This window comes from Halorientalis sp. LT38, from assembly GCF_037031225.1.
GTDB lineage: Archaea > Halobacteriota > Halobacteria > Halobacteriales > Haloarculaceae > Halorientalis > Halorientalis halophila.
The window spans coordinates 2,050,062-2,065,424 of sequence record NZ_JAYEZN010000001.1 but is presented as its reverse complement, the minus strand read 5'-3'; the positions used below and the strand labels follow the sequence as shown (position 1 = coordinate 2,065,424).

Here is a 15,363-nt window from a genome sequence, read left to right as displayed (position 1 = left end):
CGACGGTATGGAGCGTCGTCGATTTCTGGGGGCGGTGGGGGCCGCCGCCGTCGTCGCGGGATGTCTCGGGGGTTCGAACGAGAAACCAGCGACGAGCGAGGAGGGGTACGAGACGATCTCGAAGGGCGGGACCGAGGTGCCGCTGGTGCCGATCGACACGGCCTACGACTGGTTCGAGGGCGAGTCGGTCACGTTCGCGGACGCGCGGAGTCGAACCGCCTACAACTCGAGCCACGTCGAGGGCGCGGTCCTGAGTCCGGCGCCCGACGGCCAGCCGAACAACGATCCGCTGGCCGAGACGCCGGCCGACCGGCGCATCGTCACCTACTGCGCCTGTCCGCACAGCCTCTCCTCCAGCCGTGCCGCGACGCTGATCCAGAACGACTACGAGGCCGTCTACGCGCTGGACGAGGGCTTTCGCGAGTGGGTGGACCAGGAGTATCCGACCGCCGGCTCGCAGGCCCAGGCCCGACTGGGCGACTACCGCGTCCGCGGGGAGACGGACCCCGCCGACGCCGGCGAGACGGTCTGGGCGCGCCACCGACCGACCGGGCAGCGCGAGCCGACGGAGATCGCCGCCGACGGCAGCTACGAACTCCACCTCCCGTTCGTCGAGGTCACGCCGGACTCGACGGTCGCCGTCGAGACGCCGTCCTACACCGTCGACGCGCCGCTGTCGGAGCTGACGAGCGGCCTCGTCACCCGCGAGGGGGTCGTCGACGATCCGCAGCAGGCCTGACTACTCGACCGCCGCCATCGCGTCTTCGAGCGTGATCGTCCCCGTATAACTACGGCTCGAATGTGCAGAAACTAGTTATACCCAGTACCAGTTGGAACGAAGACATGTGGCAGAAGGGGTTGCTACTGTTGGCAATCGTGGTCGCATTTGCGGGGTGTGCCTCCCTGAACGGTTCCGGTGAAAGCACGCCAGTTGGTGACGAGCATCGAATCGACGACGTCGAAATTCACAATTCAGATGCCGGGGCGAGGACGGTCGATATCCGGATCCAGGACGCGACGAACGATACCGTCGTGAACGAAACGGTTCAGATTCGCTCCGGTGAATCGAAGACCTATCCAGAGGTCATCCCCGAAAACGAGACCTATACGATCCGGGTCCGATCCGGTGGGAACTCCAGTGTTTTCCGGTTCTCTGACACCGCCTATGGAAGTACAGGTCTGTACGTTACGGTCGGCGCGAGCGGTATCGAAGGCCAGTATTACGAACACTAGACCGACGGCTTGCATCCCAGAGTTTCGCAGTTCGGTCTACAAGTAGCCCGCCGAGAGAATACACGCCGACGGCACGCAGGCTTCGTTACTCGACGGCTGCCATCGCTTCTTCCAGCGTGAACTCGCCCTGGTAGAGCGCACTCCCGACGACGACGGCGCTCGCGCCGGCCGCCTGCAGGTCGCGCACGTCGTCGAGCGTCGCCACGCCGCCGCTGGCGATCACGGGGATATCGACGGCTTCCACCACCCGCCGGACGGGGTCGGTCCGGACGCCTTCGAGTTGTCCTTCCACGTCGACGTCGGTGAACAGGATCGCGCCGGCGCCCAGTTCCTCGTAGCGCGTCGCGGCCTCGGCGGGGTCCAGCCCTGTGCCCTCGGTCCAGCCGGAGACGACGACCTCGCCGTCCTTCGCGTCGAGGCTGACCACGACGCTCCCGGGGTACTCGTCGCTGATCGCCTCGACGATCTCGGGGGTCTCGACGGCGGCGGTCCCGAGGATAACGCGGTCGACGCCGCGGGCGAGCAGGTCGGTGGCGTCGGCAGCGGTTCGGATGCCGCCGCCCAGCTGGACGCTCACGTCGGTCGCCTCGAGGATGGACTCGACGGCGGGGGCGTTCGCGCGCTCGCCCTCGAACGCGCCGTCGAGGTCGACGAGGTGGAGGGTTCGCGCGCCGGCGTCGACCCAGCGCTCGGCCGCGGCGACGGGGTCGCCGTACTCCTTTCCGGTGCCGCGCTCGCCGCCGACGAGCTGGACCACCTGGCCGTCCTGCATGTCCACGGCGGGGACGACCTCGAACTCGGGGAACATACCGGCGACTGGGCGGCCGGGTGCGGAAAACGTGTCGGTCGCGGTCCGGGCCGACCGTCGGGGGAGCGGTGGGCGGGTCGCGTGAGAGAACGCCATCGTTTACTTCCGGGCGTTCGGACGGGCGCACATGGCATCGGCCCTCCTCCTCGTCGGGCTGCTGGTGGCCGTCTTCGTCGGATTCAACATCGGGGGCTCGTCGACCGGCGTCGCCTTCGGGCCCGCCGTGGGGGCGAAGACGGTCACGAAGTTCGGGGCCGCGATCCTCATGACGATCTTCGCGACGCTGGGCGGGATCACCGTCGGGACGGAGGTCGTCGAGACGATGGGCGGCGAGATCGTGCCCCAGAGCGCCTTCACCATCGGGGCCTCCATCGCCGTCCTGTTTTTCATCGGGTTCGCCCTCTTCCTCTCGAACGTCGTGGGCGTCCCGGCCTCGACGTCGATGACCGCGGTCGGGGCCATCGCCGGCCTCGGGCTGGCCCAGGGGACGCTCAACTGGGCGAAGATGGGGGAGATCGTCTCCTGGTGGCTCGTCTCGCCGCTGGCAGCGTTCTGGATCAGCGGCGTCATCGGGCGCTATTTCTACCCCAGACTGGTCGAGTCCTTCGCCATCACCCAGTCCGAGGGATCGCTCCTCGCGTTCGACCGGTCCGGGCTCCTCCCCCGACCGTACCTCGGTCCGGGCACCACCCGGCGAGAGTTCGTCGGCACCGTGCTCGTGGTCGTCATCGGCTGTTACATGGCCTTCTCAGCGGGCGCGTCGAACGTCGCCAACGCCGTCGCGCCGCTGGTCGGGAGCGACCAGATCGGCCTCTACGAGGGGGTCCTGCTGGGCGCGGGGGCGATCGGGCTGGGCGCGTTCACCATCGCGCGGCGGACGATGGACACCGTGGGCAACGACCTGACGGACCTGCCGATCCTGGCGGCGCTGGTGGTGGCGGTCGTCAGTTCGACGCTCGTGACCTTCCTCTCCGGCATCGGGATCCCGGCGAGTTTCGTCATCATCGCGACGATGAGCATCGTGGGCCTGGGCTGGGGGCGGGCGACGCGGACGGCGACCATCGGCGACGCGGTGCGGGGCGACCGCCCGGCGGTCTCGCCGGGAGCGCTGGCCGCCGAGTCCGAGGACGCGCCGACGGTCGGCGGCGAGGGCGGGACCCCCGAGGGCGAGGGTCGGAAGGCCATCGGCGAGGAGGAGCGGGCGGACATCCCGAAGACCTCGGACCTGTTCGAGCCGGCGACGACCGCCCGCGTGATCCTGCTGCAGAACGTCGTGCCGGCCATCGCGACGGTGGCCTCCTACCTCATCTTCCGGTTCGTTCCCCTGTTCTGACCACCTGCTCGGAAAAATCCAGCATAATTGTTCACCCAGGGGGGCCGAAAACAGCAACATCTAACAGTCAGGGGGCCGAACCTCCGTGGTGATGCCCACGGTAGAGTACCTAAATTACGAAGTACTGGACGATCACGGCTGGGACATGTACGAGAGCGACACCTTCGACAAGGCGGCCGACGCCGACCTCGACGACGAGGATTACGGTACCCTCGACGTCAACGAAGGCGAGTACATCCTCGAGGCCGCGGAGGCACAGGGCTACGACTGGCCCTTCTCGTGTCGCGCTGGCGCGTGCGCCAACTGCGCGGCCATCGTCGTCGAAGGCGAGATCGACATGGACATGCAGCAGATCCTCTCGGACGAGGAAGTCGAGGACAAGAACGTCCGCCTGACCTGCATCGGCAGCCCGGACGCGGACGAGGTCCGAATCGTCTACAACGCCAAGCACCTCGATTACCTGCAGAACCGCGTCATCTGACGCGGCCCTTCTCCGTTTCGAGTCGTGCGCAAACGCTTTGCCCTAGCCCTCGCTGGGGCCGGGTGTGGTATCGACCGCCCTCGTGACCGCGTCGGTCCCCGACCTGCTACGCCTCGTCGCCGTCCCGGCGCTGGGCTGGGCCGCCTGGCGTGACGTCAAGACCCGGCGCGTCCCCAACCGGACGTGGCTGCCACTGCTCGCGGTCGCCGTCCTGGCGCTCGGCATCGAGGCCTGGCAGGTCTGGACCGGGACCACGCCGGTCTACGTCCCCCAGCGGCCGTACTTCCTGCGCGTGACCATCAGCCTCGGGTTCATGGTCCCGCTCGCCTACGGCTTCTGGTGGATCGGCGGCTTCGGCGGCGCCGACGCCAAGGCGCTAATCACGCTCGCGGTCCTCTTTCCGACGTTTCCCACCTACCTGTTCCCCGAGTTCGCGCTCCCGACCGTGGTCCCCACGCTGGGGGTGTTCGCCATGACGGTCCTCTCGAACACGGTCGTCGTCGGCCTCTTCTACCCCGTCGCGCTCGCGCTCCGCAACGCCGCCGGTGGTCACCTAGCGAAAGCGATGGCGATCGGCCGGCCGGTCGCGGTCGACCGGCTCGACGAGGAGTACGGCCGCCTGCTCCAGACGCCCGACGGGTTCACGCGCCGGGGCCTCGACCTCGACGCGCTCCGGATGTACCTGGCCTGGCGGGGCGCGTCGCTGGCCGACCTGCTCGCCGACCCCGAACGGTTCCGCGACCCCGCGAGCGTCCCGGCGGAGACGAACCCCCCGGGCGACGGGTCGATCCCCGTGCCCGACGGCGGCCAGGTCGACGAGGCCGTGGCCGCGGGCCAGGAGCCCGAGGACGGCGCCGACGCGTTCGCGGACCCCTGGGCGGCCGAGCGGTTCTTCGAGGAGATCGAGGGCACCGCCTACGGGACCACGCCCGAGCAGTTGCGCGGCGGCCTCGCCGTCCTCGCCGACGAGGAGGACGTGTGGATCACCCCGGGCATCCCCTTCCTCGTCCCGATGTTCCTCGGCCTCCTGGTCGGGCTGACCTACGGTGACGTGCTCTACGCGCTGCTGTCGGGCGTCGGCGTCTTCTAGAGGCCAAAGCGCTGGCGCGTGACGGTTAGATCGAGGAAGATCGACCGCCGCTCGGGCATCTCGTCCGGGCGCGCGCCGCCGGCGGCCGGGTAATCGGTGTGATCCAGCACGAAGTAGTACGGGCCGGACCCCTCGATCGGCTGGCGGCCGCCGTCGTTGGCCGACGTGGCCTCGTATCGGTCGCCCCCGGTCGACGTGGCCGTCCGCCCCACGTCCTGATCGCCGGGCGGCGTCGACTCGGGCTCCTCGCCGCTCGTGTAGGCGTCGTACCGGCGCATCGCCTCGGCGCTCGTGAAGAAGTACACGTCGAAGGGGGCCCGCGACCTGGCGGTGTAGGCGATCTCGCCGCCAGAATCGGAGACGTCGGGGATCTCCTTGATCCAGCCAGTGCCGGGTTCGACCGAGACGTCCTTCTGGACGGTCACCACGAGGTCGCCGCCGATCCCGAGACAGCCGGCGCTCCCCAGCGTGGTCCCGCCCGCGACCGCCTGGAGGAACTGCCGGCGTTGCATGCAATCACTCGAGATCCGGAGTGTCAAAAACGCTGACCTCCGATTACAGTTTCTGAGAACTTTCTGAGGAACGAACGGACCGCTCTGGGGGCCGAGAATCAGTCCCGATACCGTCCCGATCGCGACTTCAGAACTGATATCGGGAGACGGGAGGAGTGACACAAAGATTATCGGGGCGACGGTCGGAGGTGGGATATGGAACACTCGGACGTCGAGCCGGCCTTCGATGAGCAGGACCTGTTGCCGGCGGTCGCGCAGGACGCCGACACCGGCGAGGTGCTGATGCTCGCGTTCGTCACGCGCGAGGCCCTCGACCGGACCCGCGAGACGGGGCGGGCCCACTACTACTCGCGCAGCCGCGACGAGCTCTGGGAGAAGGGGGCCACGAGCGGCCACGTCCAGACTGTGGAAGAGGTCCGGATCGACTGCGACGGGGACGCGCTGCTGTACCTGGTCGACCAGGAGGGGGGCGCCTGCCACACCGGCTATCGCTCGTGTTTCCACCGTACGATCGACGGCGAGGTCGTGGGCGAGCGTGTCTTCGACCCCGACGACGTCTACGATGAGTGACGACGCGGGCCCCGGGGACGTCCCCGACCTGCTCGCCGACCTCGAAGCCGCCCACCGCGCGGCCGAGAGCGCACAGGCCCGCGTCGACGAGCGCGGCGCCGAGCGACTCGAGACGACCGCCCAGTGCTACGACCGACTGCGTGAACTGTTCGACACCTACGAGGAGGAGGCCACCGGCGACGGCGACTTCAGGGTCTTCATCGAGTTCCAGGAGGAACTCGGCCAGTTCGTCGAGGGGCTACCCGCGGACCTGCCCCACCGCGAGCGCTTCGAGGAGGTCGACGACGTCCTCCAGCAGCGCCGACTGACCGAATCGGACTTCGGGAAGGCCCGGGAGATCCTCTCGCCCGTGGCCGACGACGCCGCGCTGCTGGAGGAACGGAACGCGACCCGGTCCCGGTACGAGGACCTCCGCACGCGCGCCGAGCGCCGGATCAGGGAACTGGACGAGCGGATCGCCGACCTCGAGGACCTGCAGTCGCTGGGGGAGGCCGATCTGGAAGCCCCCGTCGAGCGGCTCCAGGAGCCGATCGAGGCCTACGACGACGCCGTGGCCGAGGCCTTCCGCGAGTTCAAGCGCGAGGCGAGCGCCCGCGACGTGCTCTCCTTCGTCGAGGCGACGGCGGCGTTCCCGCTCGTCGAGTTCCGGCAGCCGCCGGCGAAACTCACCGGGTACGTCCAGAACCACCCGCCCGGAACCGAGCCGCTCCCCACCCTCCTCGAGTACGCCGGCTACTCGAACTCCAAGCTCGACCACTACGTGGACGATCCGGGCGCGCTGCAGACCGCGGTGGGGAGCTGCCAGACCTACGTCCGGCGGCTGGACGCCGAACCGTTGACTGTCGGCTGGCCCCCGCCGCCCGCCGCCGAATTACGGTTTCGCGTGCGAGAGCTGATCCAGGTGACCGGCCGCTTCGCGCCGGAGGACGTGGTCGCACAGCTCCGCGACGTTCGGTCGCTGACCGGTCGCGAGGACTACGATCGGCTCCGACAGAGCGCACGGGCCCGCGAGCAACTCGACGCCGAGGAGCGCGAGCGGTTGCGGTCGGGCGCCGTCGGGGACGAACTGGCGGCGGCCCGAGAGGCACGCGCGGACCTGACGGACGCGCTCGAAGAACTGCCCGAGCCCTGACCTACTGGTCGCGCGCGTCGATCATCGCCTCGTGCATCCGTTCGACGAGGTCGGCCGCCCGGTTCGGATCGCGGGACTCCGCGTAGACGCGGACGACCGGTTCGGTCCCGCTGGGGCGGGCGAGCACCCAGCTGTCGCCGTAGTCGAGACGGTAGCCGTCGGTCGTGTCGAGCGTCGCGTCGGCGTCGCGCGCCACGGCTTCGACCGCGTCGAGCAGGCGGTGGCGCTCGTCGTCGGTCTCGTAGGGCACGTCGGTCCGGAGCAGCCGGTAGTCGTCGTAGGGGGCGATCACCTCGCTCGCGGCCCGGTCGGAAAGCAGTTCGAGGAAGCGCGCGGCGGTGTAGGCCCCGTCTCGGGTGATCCGGTAATCGGGGAAGAGGATGCCGCCGTTGCCCTCGCCGGCGATGGGGACCGACTCGCCCGCGGCCTGCAGGTCGCGGATACGGGTGATTATGTTCGTGCTGCCGATGGCCGTCAGCGACAGGTCGGCGCCGGCGCGGTCGGCCACGTCCACGAGTCGCTGGGAGACGTTGACCGCCGAGACGGCGGTGTCCCCCTCCGACAGCTCCGCGGCCGCCAGTGCCGCGAATGCGGCGTCGCCCTCGACGAACTCGCCGCGCTCGTCGAAGAAGATGGCGCGGTCGGCGTCCCCGTCGTGGGCGATCCCCACGTCCGCGTCCGCGGCCCTGACGAGTCGGCCGAGGTCGGCCAGGTTCTCGGCGATCGGTTCGGGGTCGCGGCCGGGGAAGTGCCCGTCGGGCTGGGCGTTGACGGTGACGACGTCACACCCCAGTTCGCGGAAGATCCGGGGGCTCGTGAGCGCGCCCGCGCCGTGACCGGGATCGAGCGCGACGGTCAGGTCGGCGTCGGCGATGCGCTCGCGGTCGACGGCGGCGAGCAACTGCTCGACGTAGCGGTCCCGGGCGTCGTCGATCAGTTCCTCTCTACCTGTGCCGTCCCAGGGGACGGCGGCGAAGTCCTCAGAGAGCAGCCGTTCCTCGACGCGTTCGAGGGTGCCCCGCGAGAGTTCGATCCCGTCGGCGCCGACGAGTTTGACGCCGTTGTACTGGGGCGGGTTGTGTGAGGCGGTGATCATCACGCCGGGGGCCCCCACGCGCTCGCAGTAGGCCTGCAGGCCCGGCGTCGGGATGACGCCCAGGCGGTGGACGTCGGCGCCGACGCTCGCCAGGCCGCTCGCGGCGGCGTTTGCCAGCATTTCGCCCGTCGTCCGGGTGTCCCGGGCCAGCGCGACGGCGTCGGCGCCCCAGACCGAGCCGGCCGCGCGGACGATGTCGCAGACGAACTCCGGGTTCAGGTACTCGTTGGCCACCCCGCGAACGCCGCTGGACCCGAAGATCTCCATTACCGGAGGCTCCGGACGGCGACCCACTAAACCTTTGCAACTCTACCGGAGTCCGCGGTCGCGCTCCCAGGCGCGGATCAGCCCCGCGAGGGTCCGGTTGACCGGCGCGTCGACGCGCTCGGCGACCCATCCATTGATGGCGTCGACCTCCGTCCGCCGCCCTGCGAGGACGTCCTGGTGCATCGAGGAGGTGTTCGCGGCGGTCGCCTCGGCGACCGATCCGACCGCGTCGACCGCCGCCCCGTCGGACAGGTCGACCCCGGCCTCTCGCGCTGCCCGCGCCGTCTCCCGGGCGGCCGCGGCGGCGACGTCGCTCGCCGGGCCGTCGAGCACCGCCCCGTTCTCGATCCGGGCCAGCGCCGTCGTGGCGTTGATCCCGGCGTTGACGGCCAGTTTCTCCCAGGATCGCCGGGGCATGTCGGGCGCGACCGTCGTCTCGATCCCCGCGGTCTCGAAGGCCGCCCCGACCCGGTCGGCGGTCGCCGATTCGCCGCCCTCGCGCGGGCCGAGCGCGACCTCGCCGACGCCGGTGCAGGTGACCCGGCCCGGTTCGGCCAGCATCGCGCCGTAGGTGCAGGTCCCGGCGAGGACCGGGCAGTCGAGTTCGGCCGCCAACCGCGCCTCGTTGCCGAGGCCGTTCTGGAGGGAGAGCACCGTGTTTGGGGCGCAGTCGGCCAGCGCGGCCGCTGCGGCGTCGGTGTCGTAGGCCTTGACGGTCACGACGACCAGATCGGGCGCGGCGTCGGTGGGGACGGCCGTCGCGGCGTCGGGGTGGACCCGACGGTCGAGCTCGCCGTCGACGACCAGGCCCTCGGCAGCGACGGTGGCGGCGTGGGGATCACGGCCGACGAGGGTCACGCGGTGCTCGCCGGCCAGCAGGCCGCCGATCAGCGAGCCGAGGCTGCCGGCTCCGAAGACGAGGACGTCCACACAGGGGCGTCAGTCCTCGGTCCAGTAATAGATGTCCTCTTTGGGTGCGCCACAGGACGGGCAGGCCTCTGGGATGTCATCTTCGATGTCCCCCATCTCGCCGCACTCCCAGCAGCGCCACATCAACTCGGCCTCGCCGAACTCCTGGCCGGACTTGACGTGTTCCTCGGAGAAGCCCTCGATGCCCTCGTCGAGCGTGACGTAGAAGCCGCGTTCGTCGAACCCGCGGATGCGGCCCAGTTCGTTGCCCTCGTCGTCGTAGACCGTCTGCCCGAACGACGGGTTGGTCCCTTGGGCGGAGTCGCTCATGCCCGTCGAAATTCGTCGTCCTCGTGGTTAAATGTACGGCCGGATCGGGAACCAGAAGGCTACCAGGTGGTCACGACGTCGAGTGTGCCGGCTGGATACGGGTGGTCCAGGGCTGGCTGGCGCTTCGGTAGCGTGGGCTTGCGGAGCGGTCGCGGGGCGGTCGCGGTCGGCACCAGCACAGCAACGGAGCGCGCGCCGCGGCGCGCGCTCCGCCTTTTTTGGCCGAGCTTTTTTGCGCGAGCGGTCGCGCTCCGCGCGACCCGAGCGGAAAAAAGGTCGTTTCTACATGAAATCGCCGATGCCGCTCTGCTTGTTGTGGTCGTTTTCGAAGATGCGTGCGATGGACTTGTCCAGGATCTCGAGGCGCTGTTTGGTGTACTCGCGGGCGCCGTACTCCTCGGCGACCGCGATGGCGGTGTCGATGTACTTGGTCACGGAGCCGTGGTGGACGGTGAGGGTCATGTCGCCGCCGCAGCGGCGGCAGTCGCCGGTCAGGGGCACGCGCCGGTACTTCTCGCCGCAGTCCAGACAGCGCGTCTCCTGCTGGGAGAACGCGCGGAGATTGCCGATGATGTCGGGCAGGAAGTGGTACTCGATGACCCGCTCGGCCACGTCGGTCTCGTCGACGGCGCGCAGTTTCCGCGACAGCTCCAGCTGGGCGTTCATCTTCTTCATCATGTCGTCCAGCGTCTTGTACGCGGACAGATCGGGACCCAGCGCGATGTTGCTGGTGTCGTGGGTGTGGCGGAAGCCGGTGTACTCCAGGTCGGTCCCGAGGTTCTCCTCGGCGATGGTCATCACGTCCTCGACGGCGCCGGGATCGGCCATCTCGCGGGTGGCCTCGTAGAACGCCCGGGGATAGCGGTCCATGACGTCCATGTTGTGGGCTTCGTCGTCGATCTCCGAGGGGTCGATCCGCGAGGACATGACCAGGGGCGCGTCCATCTTGCCGCCACGCTTGTCAGGGAGGAACGACTTGCTGAAATTCAACATGCCGTCCAGTAACAGCATCACGCAGTCCTCGTCACCGTCGCAGTTTCGCCGTTTCGCGGCGTGAAAGTACGGATGCGCGTACCCGACCGCTGCTGTCGTAAATCCGATAATTCGGCCAACTGTCGCCGCGCTGGTGTGTGGCGCCATCCCGAACACCAGCTCGCCGACGAGGTCCTGGCGTTCGTCCAGATCGTAGAAGGGATCGAGGCCGTAGTAGTTCTCCAGCAGGTCGTCGACGAAGTCGGCCGTCTTGAGCATGTGCTCGGCGGCGCCGTCGGAGAGGACGACGTCCTGGACTTTGAGTTCGACGAGTTGATCGTCGTGGCGCAGGGGGTCGCCCTGCATGTCCTCCTCGTAGCCGAGTTCGCGCAGCTGGTCGACGGTCACGTCGAGTTCGGCGGCGCGGACGGCGGTCACGGGGAGGTCGGTCATGTCGTAGCGGACCGTGCCGTCCTTGAACGCCGAGACGCCGTGTTTGGCTCTGAGGATCCCCTTCTCGATGGGTTCGGGCGTCTTCTCCTTCGAGGAGAGCCCCTTGACGCCTTTGACGATGTCGAAGGCGTTCTCGCGTTCGCCGACGGCTTCGAGGGCGTCGCGGAACTGCTCGCGGACGCTGATCGTCTCGTACTGGACGGGCGAGGCCATGCCCTCGCAGCGGTGGCACTCCGCGCGGCCCGAGGGGTCGGGTTCGACCTCGACGTCGCAGTCCCGGCAGACGTAGACGGGGTCGGTGACGCCGTTGCAGTCGGGACAGCGGGCCTCGAAGGTGCGAGTGCCACACTCGGCGCACTCCCGGCGGCCGATCTGGACCTCGACGTCGCCCTGGGTGCCGTCGACGGCGTCGCCGGCGTCGGCGGCCTTGCTCACGTCGCGCTGGCTGCCGCCGGCCTCGCCGATGGGGAAGAGGGTGTGGACGGCCGGCGAGAGTTCGCGCGATTCGGACTTCTCCGGGCGCCCCATCCGGTTGCCGATGCGGGTGGGGGCGCGCTCGCGGATCTCGAAGGGTGCGACGGCGTTCACGGCTCGAATGGCGTTCTCGCCGTCGGCGTACTCCCGGGCCTCGGCCGGCAGGTCGTCGGCGTCCCACTCCCGTTCGAGTCGCTCGGTGAAGCCGAGCGAGCGGACGAGCGCACGCCAGTCGGGGATCGTGAGGCGATCGTCGTGCTGGTGGTGGTCGATCAGCAGGCGTTCGACGACGCTGGCCACGTCCGCGTCGTCCGGGCGGGGGAGCACGAGGTCGCCCTCGGCGGGATCCCCCTCGTCGCCCGTCACGACGGTGGCTCGTCGAGCCTCCTCGCTCGCCCCGTCCGTTTTGGCGACCTCGGCCTCGGCGACGGTCGCGGCCAACTGCTCGAACTCCTCGACGGTGATGTCGTGCCAGCAGTGGGTGTATTTGGGGTGCAGCGGCGCGTCGTACTCGATCGCCCACTCGATGGCCTCACTGGCCGACGGATCTTCGAGGTCGACGCGGACGGAGTCTTCCATGGCCTGGACGTCTGCGTCGGAGGCGGCGAGGTCCTGGATCCACCACTCGACGGTGTAGCTGGCCGGCGCCAGCGGATGATTGTTCTCGACGAACTCGCCGTAGTTGACGAGGTACTCGCCCAGATCGAGGATCTTCTCGACGCCGTTCCTGACCTCCAGCGCCTCCGCGGGGTCGTCGATCCGGCGCACGTCGCCGTTGGCCAGCTTGACGGTCGGGCCCTCGATGCTGTCGACGGGGACGACCCCTGCCGCTTTGCCGGGGCGTTCGGTCTTGATCTGCGTCCCTGTGGCGAGGAAGTCGTCGACCAGGTGCATCGTCGCGGGGTGGACGCCCGCGGTCGCGAAGCCGTGATTGCGCGACCGGCCGTAGCGCAGGCGGAAGCCGCCGGGTTCGCTCGGGTGCGTGAACACCGGCCGGCCGGCGATCAGGTCCCGGAGGAACTTCTCGGAGGGGTCGACCCGGGGCGGGCCGTCGGGTTCTGTGTCGGCCTCCTCGTTCGCGTCGTCTTCGCTCGCGGCTTCGCCGCTCGCGTCTTCCGAGGCCTCCCCCTGGTCGGCCTCGCTCTTCCCGATCGTGCCGTCGATGAGGTCCTGGAGCCAGGGCCAGTCGACCTCGTCGAGATTCCGGGTGTAGCGCTGGATCTTCGGGGCCTTGAGGGCGATCCCCTCGGCGAACACCAGGCACATCCCCCCGCGGGCGGAGTTGGTGTCGACGCGTTCGAGGTCGCGGTAGCCCGAGACCTCTTCGTCGCCGGTGGCCTCCCCGTCCAGCATGATCGGCATGTGCTCGGCGATGTATTTGCTCTCTTTCTCCTTGGGAGAGTACTGCAGGCCGGTCTCCTGATCGTAGAGGTCGACCTCCTCGGCGTAGCGGCCGATCTCGTCTTTCCGGGGCTTGAACTCGTCCATGCCCAGAAGCGAGCGGGCGTAGTCGGCGACCAGCACGGACAGCGCCTGTGCGGTCCCGCCCGCGGAGCGGATCGGGCCGGCGTAGTAGACGTTGACGAACTCGGAGCCGTCGTCGTTCTGGAGGACCTCGACGCGGTCGATCCCCTCGATGGGGGCGGCGACGACGCCCTCGGTCAGCAGCGCGACCGCGGTGCGGACCGCGCCCTCGATCTTGCCGGCGTCGGTGTCGTAATCGCCGACGGAGCCGTCGACGAAGTCCTCGACGAGTTCGAGGGCGGCCTCCTCCCTGCTCATCTCGCCTTCGAGCTCGCGGACGCGTTCGGCGACGCCGTCGATCCCGAGGATGTTCTCGACGCGGTCGGCCATGTCGCGGGCGGTCGGGATCTCGACGTCGGTCGTGGGATCGCCGCCGCGCTCGCGGGCCGTCGTGGCGACCTCGAAGGCGTCGTCGAGGTCGGCTTCCAGTCGCTCGAAGTACCGTTCGTCTGCCTCTCGCATCAGAGCGGCCAGAGGTCGAGGTCGGTCGTCTCGTCGTGTGCCCGTTCCAGTTTCGCGTCGAACTCGCGGACGTAGAGTTCGCCCGCGAACGTCGTCGCCGAGTCGAGGTGGCCGGCCACCACCGACCCGTCCGCACGCGAGAGGGTCACGTGCGTGTGGGCGAAGCGCTCGCCCTCGAGCCACGAGACGTTGCCCACCGCGGGGACGACTTCGAGGGGTTCGTCGAACTCGATCGGTTCGTACTCCTGGTCGTCCTGGTCGTAGAACATGAGGCGGGCGTCCTGGACCGCGCCGAGGCCGTAGAAGAAGGCCGCGTCGATCCCTTCGTCGTCGGCGAAGGCCTCGATCTGGCCGCGCCAGTCCGCGCCGTGGTCGAGTCGGGCGACGTACTCCCGGGCGCCCTCGACTTCGAGATAATCCATGTCAGGTCTCACGACCGGACGGGTCAAAAGTGTTGACCGTTCGCTGCCGGCGGCGGACGCGTCGCTACGCGTCCGGGAAGGCTGGTCAGAATCGGCTCAGCACCACTCGTCGAGCGCGGCGGCCTCTGTGAGCGGGATGGACGCCCAGGCGTCGTCCTGGCAGGGGTAGGCGACGATGAACTGGTCGACCTCGCCGCGGTCGACCGAACCCATTGCTTCGCAGTCGGCGAGCGATTCCCTGGCAGCGCCATCCTGTGCCATGCATGAGACTCTTACACACGACAATAAAAATGTGCCGGATCGTTACGGCCTCCTTTTTCAGTGGCTGCCGGATTCGACCGCCCGGCGGGTCGGCGTTCGTGGGCGACGATCGACCGACTCGTCGCCCGCCCGCGGGGGCGCAATGTGAAGGCCTTAGTAGGAGCGGACAGGAGATGCACCCAATATGAAGGTCGCAGACGCCATGACGCCCCGTTCGGAGGTCGTCACGGTCGAGTTGCCAGGGACGCGTGACGACGTCCTCGAGTACCTCCAGGAGCGGGCGTTCTCGTCGGTCCCCGTCATCAAGGAGGAAGCGGAGGGCGAGCAGTTCCGCGGGCTGATCTCGCGGGACGCGCTGATCGAACGGCCCGACGAGGACCAGCTCGCGCTGCTGGTCGAGGAAGTGCCGACGACGACCCAGGACGCGGACCTCACCGAGGTCGCCGAACTGATGGTCACGGAGGGTGCCCGCCGAGTCCCCGTGGTGGACGGGAAACTGGAGGGCATCGTCACCATCACGGACGTGATCCGCGCCATCGCCGACGAGGCGGTCGACGGCGACACGGAGGTCGGCGAACTCGCCACCCGCGAGATCAACTGCGTCTACGTCGAGACGCCGCTGCCGGTCGCGGAACGCGAGCTCTTCCACGCCGACGTCCCCTACGCGGTCGTCCTCGACGACGAGGGCGGCATGACGGGGATCATCACCGAAGTCGACATCCTGGACGTGGCACGGGTCGTCGAGGGCGAGGACGACACCGGCGAGTCCATCGCGGACGACGACGACGACTGGAAGTGGGAGTCGGTCAAGGCCGTCGGGAACAGCTACATGCCCACGCGCAACGTCGAGATCCCGGCCAAACCCGTCCGCGAGTTCATGACCGACGGACTCGTCACCGTCTCGAAGTCCCGGACCGCCCGGGACGTCGCCCAGCTGATGATCGACAACGACATCGAACAGATCCCCCTGGTGTCCGGCGACTCCCTCGCCGGCATCGTCGAGGACGTCGACCTCCTGCGGGCCCTCTACTGAC

The 15,363-nt window shown here is 69.0% G+C and carries 16 protein-coding genes; 8 read left to right on the top strand and 8 right to left on the bottom strand.

Features of this window, described 5'->3' with window-relative positions:
• Positions 1-7 precede the first annotated feature (7 nt).
• Together U5918_RS10520 and U5918_RS10515 are read left to right on the top strand one after the other, a co-directional pair.
• Positions 8-739: a rhodanese-like domain-containing protein gene (locus tag U5918_RS10520; protein WP_336001308.1), complete on the top strand. Its 732-nt coding sequence runs from the start codon at positions 8-10 to the stop codon at positions 737-739.
• Positions 740-843: 104 nt separating this feature from the next.
• On the top strand, positions 844-1,233 hold the full coding sequence (locus tag U5918_RS10515) for an Ig-like domain-containing protein (protein ID WP_336001307.1): 390 nt from the start codon (positions 844-846) through the stop codon (positions 1,231-1,233).
• Between the two features lie 85 nt (positions 1,234-1,318).
• Here U5918_RS10515 and hisA read toward each other — a convergent pair whose 3' ends face one another.
• Positions 1,319-2,041 (bottom strand): 1-(5-phosphoribosyl)-5-[(5-phosphoribosylamino)methylideneamino]imidazole-4-carboxamide isomerase, encoded by a 723-nt coding sequence (hisA, locus tag U5918_RS10510; RefSeq protein WP_336001306.1) that lies wholly within the window; start codon positions 2,039-2,041, stop codon positions 1,319-1,321.
• 127 nt (positions 2,042-2,168) lie between these two features.
• Here hisA and U5918_RS10505 point away from each other — a divergent pair, with 127 nt between their 5' ends.
• From U5918_RS10505 to U5918_RS10495, 3 genes are all read left to right on the top strand, one after another.
• Positions 2,169-3,374, top strand: a complete 1,206-nt coding sequence (locus U5918_RS10505; RefSeq protein WP_336001305.1) for an inorganic phosphate transporter — start codon at positions 2,169-2,171, stop codon at positions 3,372-3,374.
• Positions 3,375-3,465: 91 nt separating this feature from the next.
• On the top strand, positions 3,466-3,855 hold the full coding sequence (fer, locus tag U5918_RS10500; protein ID WP_336001304.1) for a ferredoxin Fer: 390 nt from the start codon (positions 3,466-3,468) through the stop codon (positions 3,853-3,855).
• Between the two features lie 82 nt (positions 3,856-3,937).
• The gene (locus U5918_RS10495) at positions 3,938-4,945 is read left to right on the top strand and encodes a prepilin peptidase (protein WP_336003320.1); all 1,008 of its coding nucleotides are present in this window, start codon (positions 3,938-3,940) and stop codon (positions 4,943-4,945) included.
• Here the strand turns inward: U5918_RS10495 and U5918_RS10490 are convergent.
• The gene (locus U5918_RS10490; protein WP_336001303.1) at positions 4,942-5,457 is read right to left on the bottom strand and encodes a hypothetical protein; all 516 of its coding nucleotides are present in this window, start codon (positions 5,455-5,457) and stop codon (positions 4,942-4,944) included. The genes U5918_RS10495 and U5918_RS10490 overlap by 4 nt on opposite strands.
• Before the next feature lie 195 nt (positions 5,458-5,652).
• On the opposite strand from U5918_RS10490, the gene hisI reads away from it, so the two are divergent.
• The gene (hisI, locus tag U5918_RS10485) at positions 5,653-6,027 is read left to right on the top strand and encodes a phosphoribosyl-AMP cyclohydrolase (RefSeq protein ID WP_336001302.1); all 375 of its coding nucleotides are present in this window, start codon (positions 5,653-5,655) and stop codon (positions 6,025-6,027) included.
• Positions 6,020-7,159, top strand: coding sequence for a DUF7118 family protein (locus tag U5918_RS10480; RefSeq protein ID WP_336001301.1), 1,140 nt, complete (start codon positions 6,020-6,022; stop codon positions 7,157-7,159). The genes hisI and U5918_RS10480 overlap by 8 nt, the downstream gene beginning before the upstream one ends.
• Position 7,160: 1 nt before the next feature.
• On the opposite strand, the gene glmM is transcribed toward U5918_RS10480, so the two are convergent.
• The 6 genes from glmM to U5918_RS10450 all read right to left on the bottom strand — a co-directional run bounded on the left by glmM (position 7,161) and on the right by U5918_RS10450 (position 14,329).
• Positions 7,161-8,522, bottom strand: coding sequence for a phosphoglucosamine mutase (gene glmM, locus U5918_RS10475; RefSeq protein ID WP_336001300.1), 1,362 nt, complete (start codon positions 8,520-8,522; stop codon positions 7,161-7,163).
• A 42-nt stretch (positions 8,523-8,564) separates the two neighbouring features.
• Positions 8,565-9,452 (bottom strand): ketopantoate reductase family protein, encoded by an 888-nt coding sequence (locus tag U5918_RS10470; protein WP_336001299.1) that lies wholly within the window; start codon positions 9,450-9,452, stop codon positions 8,565-8,567.
• A 9-nt stretch (positions 9,453-9,461) separates the two neighbouring features.
• Complete coding sequence (locus U5918_RS10465; protein ID WP_336001298.1) at positions 9,462-9,761, bottom strand: DUF7130 family rubredoxin-like protein; 300 nt, start codon at positions 9,759-9,761, stop codon at positions 9,462-9,464.
• Between the two features lie 282 nt (positions 9,762-10,043).
• Positions 10,044-13,646 (bottom strand): DNA polymerase II large subunit, encoded by a 3,603-nt coding sequence (locus U5918_RS10460; RefSeq protein ID WP_336001297.1) that lies wholly within the window; start codon positions 13,644-13,646, stop codon positions 10,044-10,046.
• Positions 13,646-14,068, bottom strand: a complete 423-nt coding sequence (locus U5918_RS10455) for a PPC domain-containing DNA-binding protein (RefSeq protein WP_336001296.1) — start codon at positions 14,066-14,068, stop codon at positions 13,646-13,648. Before U5918_RS10455 ends, U5918_RS10460 begins: the two co-directional genes overlap by 1 nt.
• A gap of 96 nt (positions 14,069-14,164) precedes the next feature.
• The gene (locus tag U5918_RS10450) at positions 14,165-14,329 is read right to left on the bottom strand and encodes a DUF7556 family protein (RefSeq protein ID WP_336001295.1); all 165 of its coding nucleotides are present in this window, start codon (positions 14,327-14,329) and stop codon (positions 14,165-14,167) included.
• 184 nt (positions 14,330-14,513) lie between these two features.
• Here U5918_RS10450 and U5918_RS10445 point away from each other — a divergent pair, with 184 nt between their 5' ends.
• A complete protein-coding gene (locus U5918_RS10445) occupies positions 14,514-15,362 on the top strand; it encodes a CBS domain-containing protein (protein WP_336001294.1) in 849 nt (282 codons plus the stop codon).
• The last annotated feature ends 1 nt before the right edge of the window (position 15,363 follow it).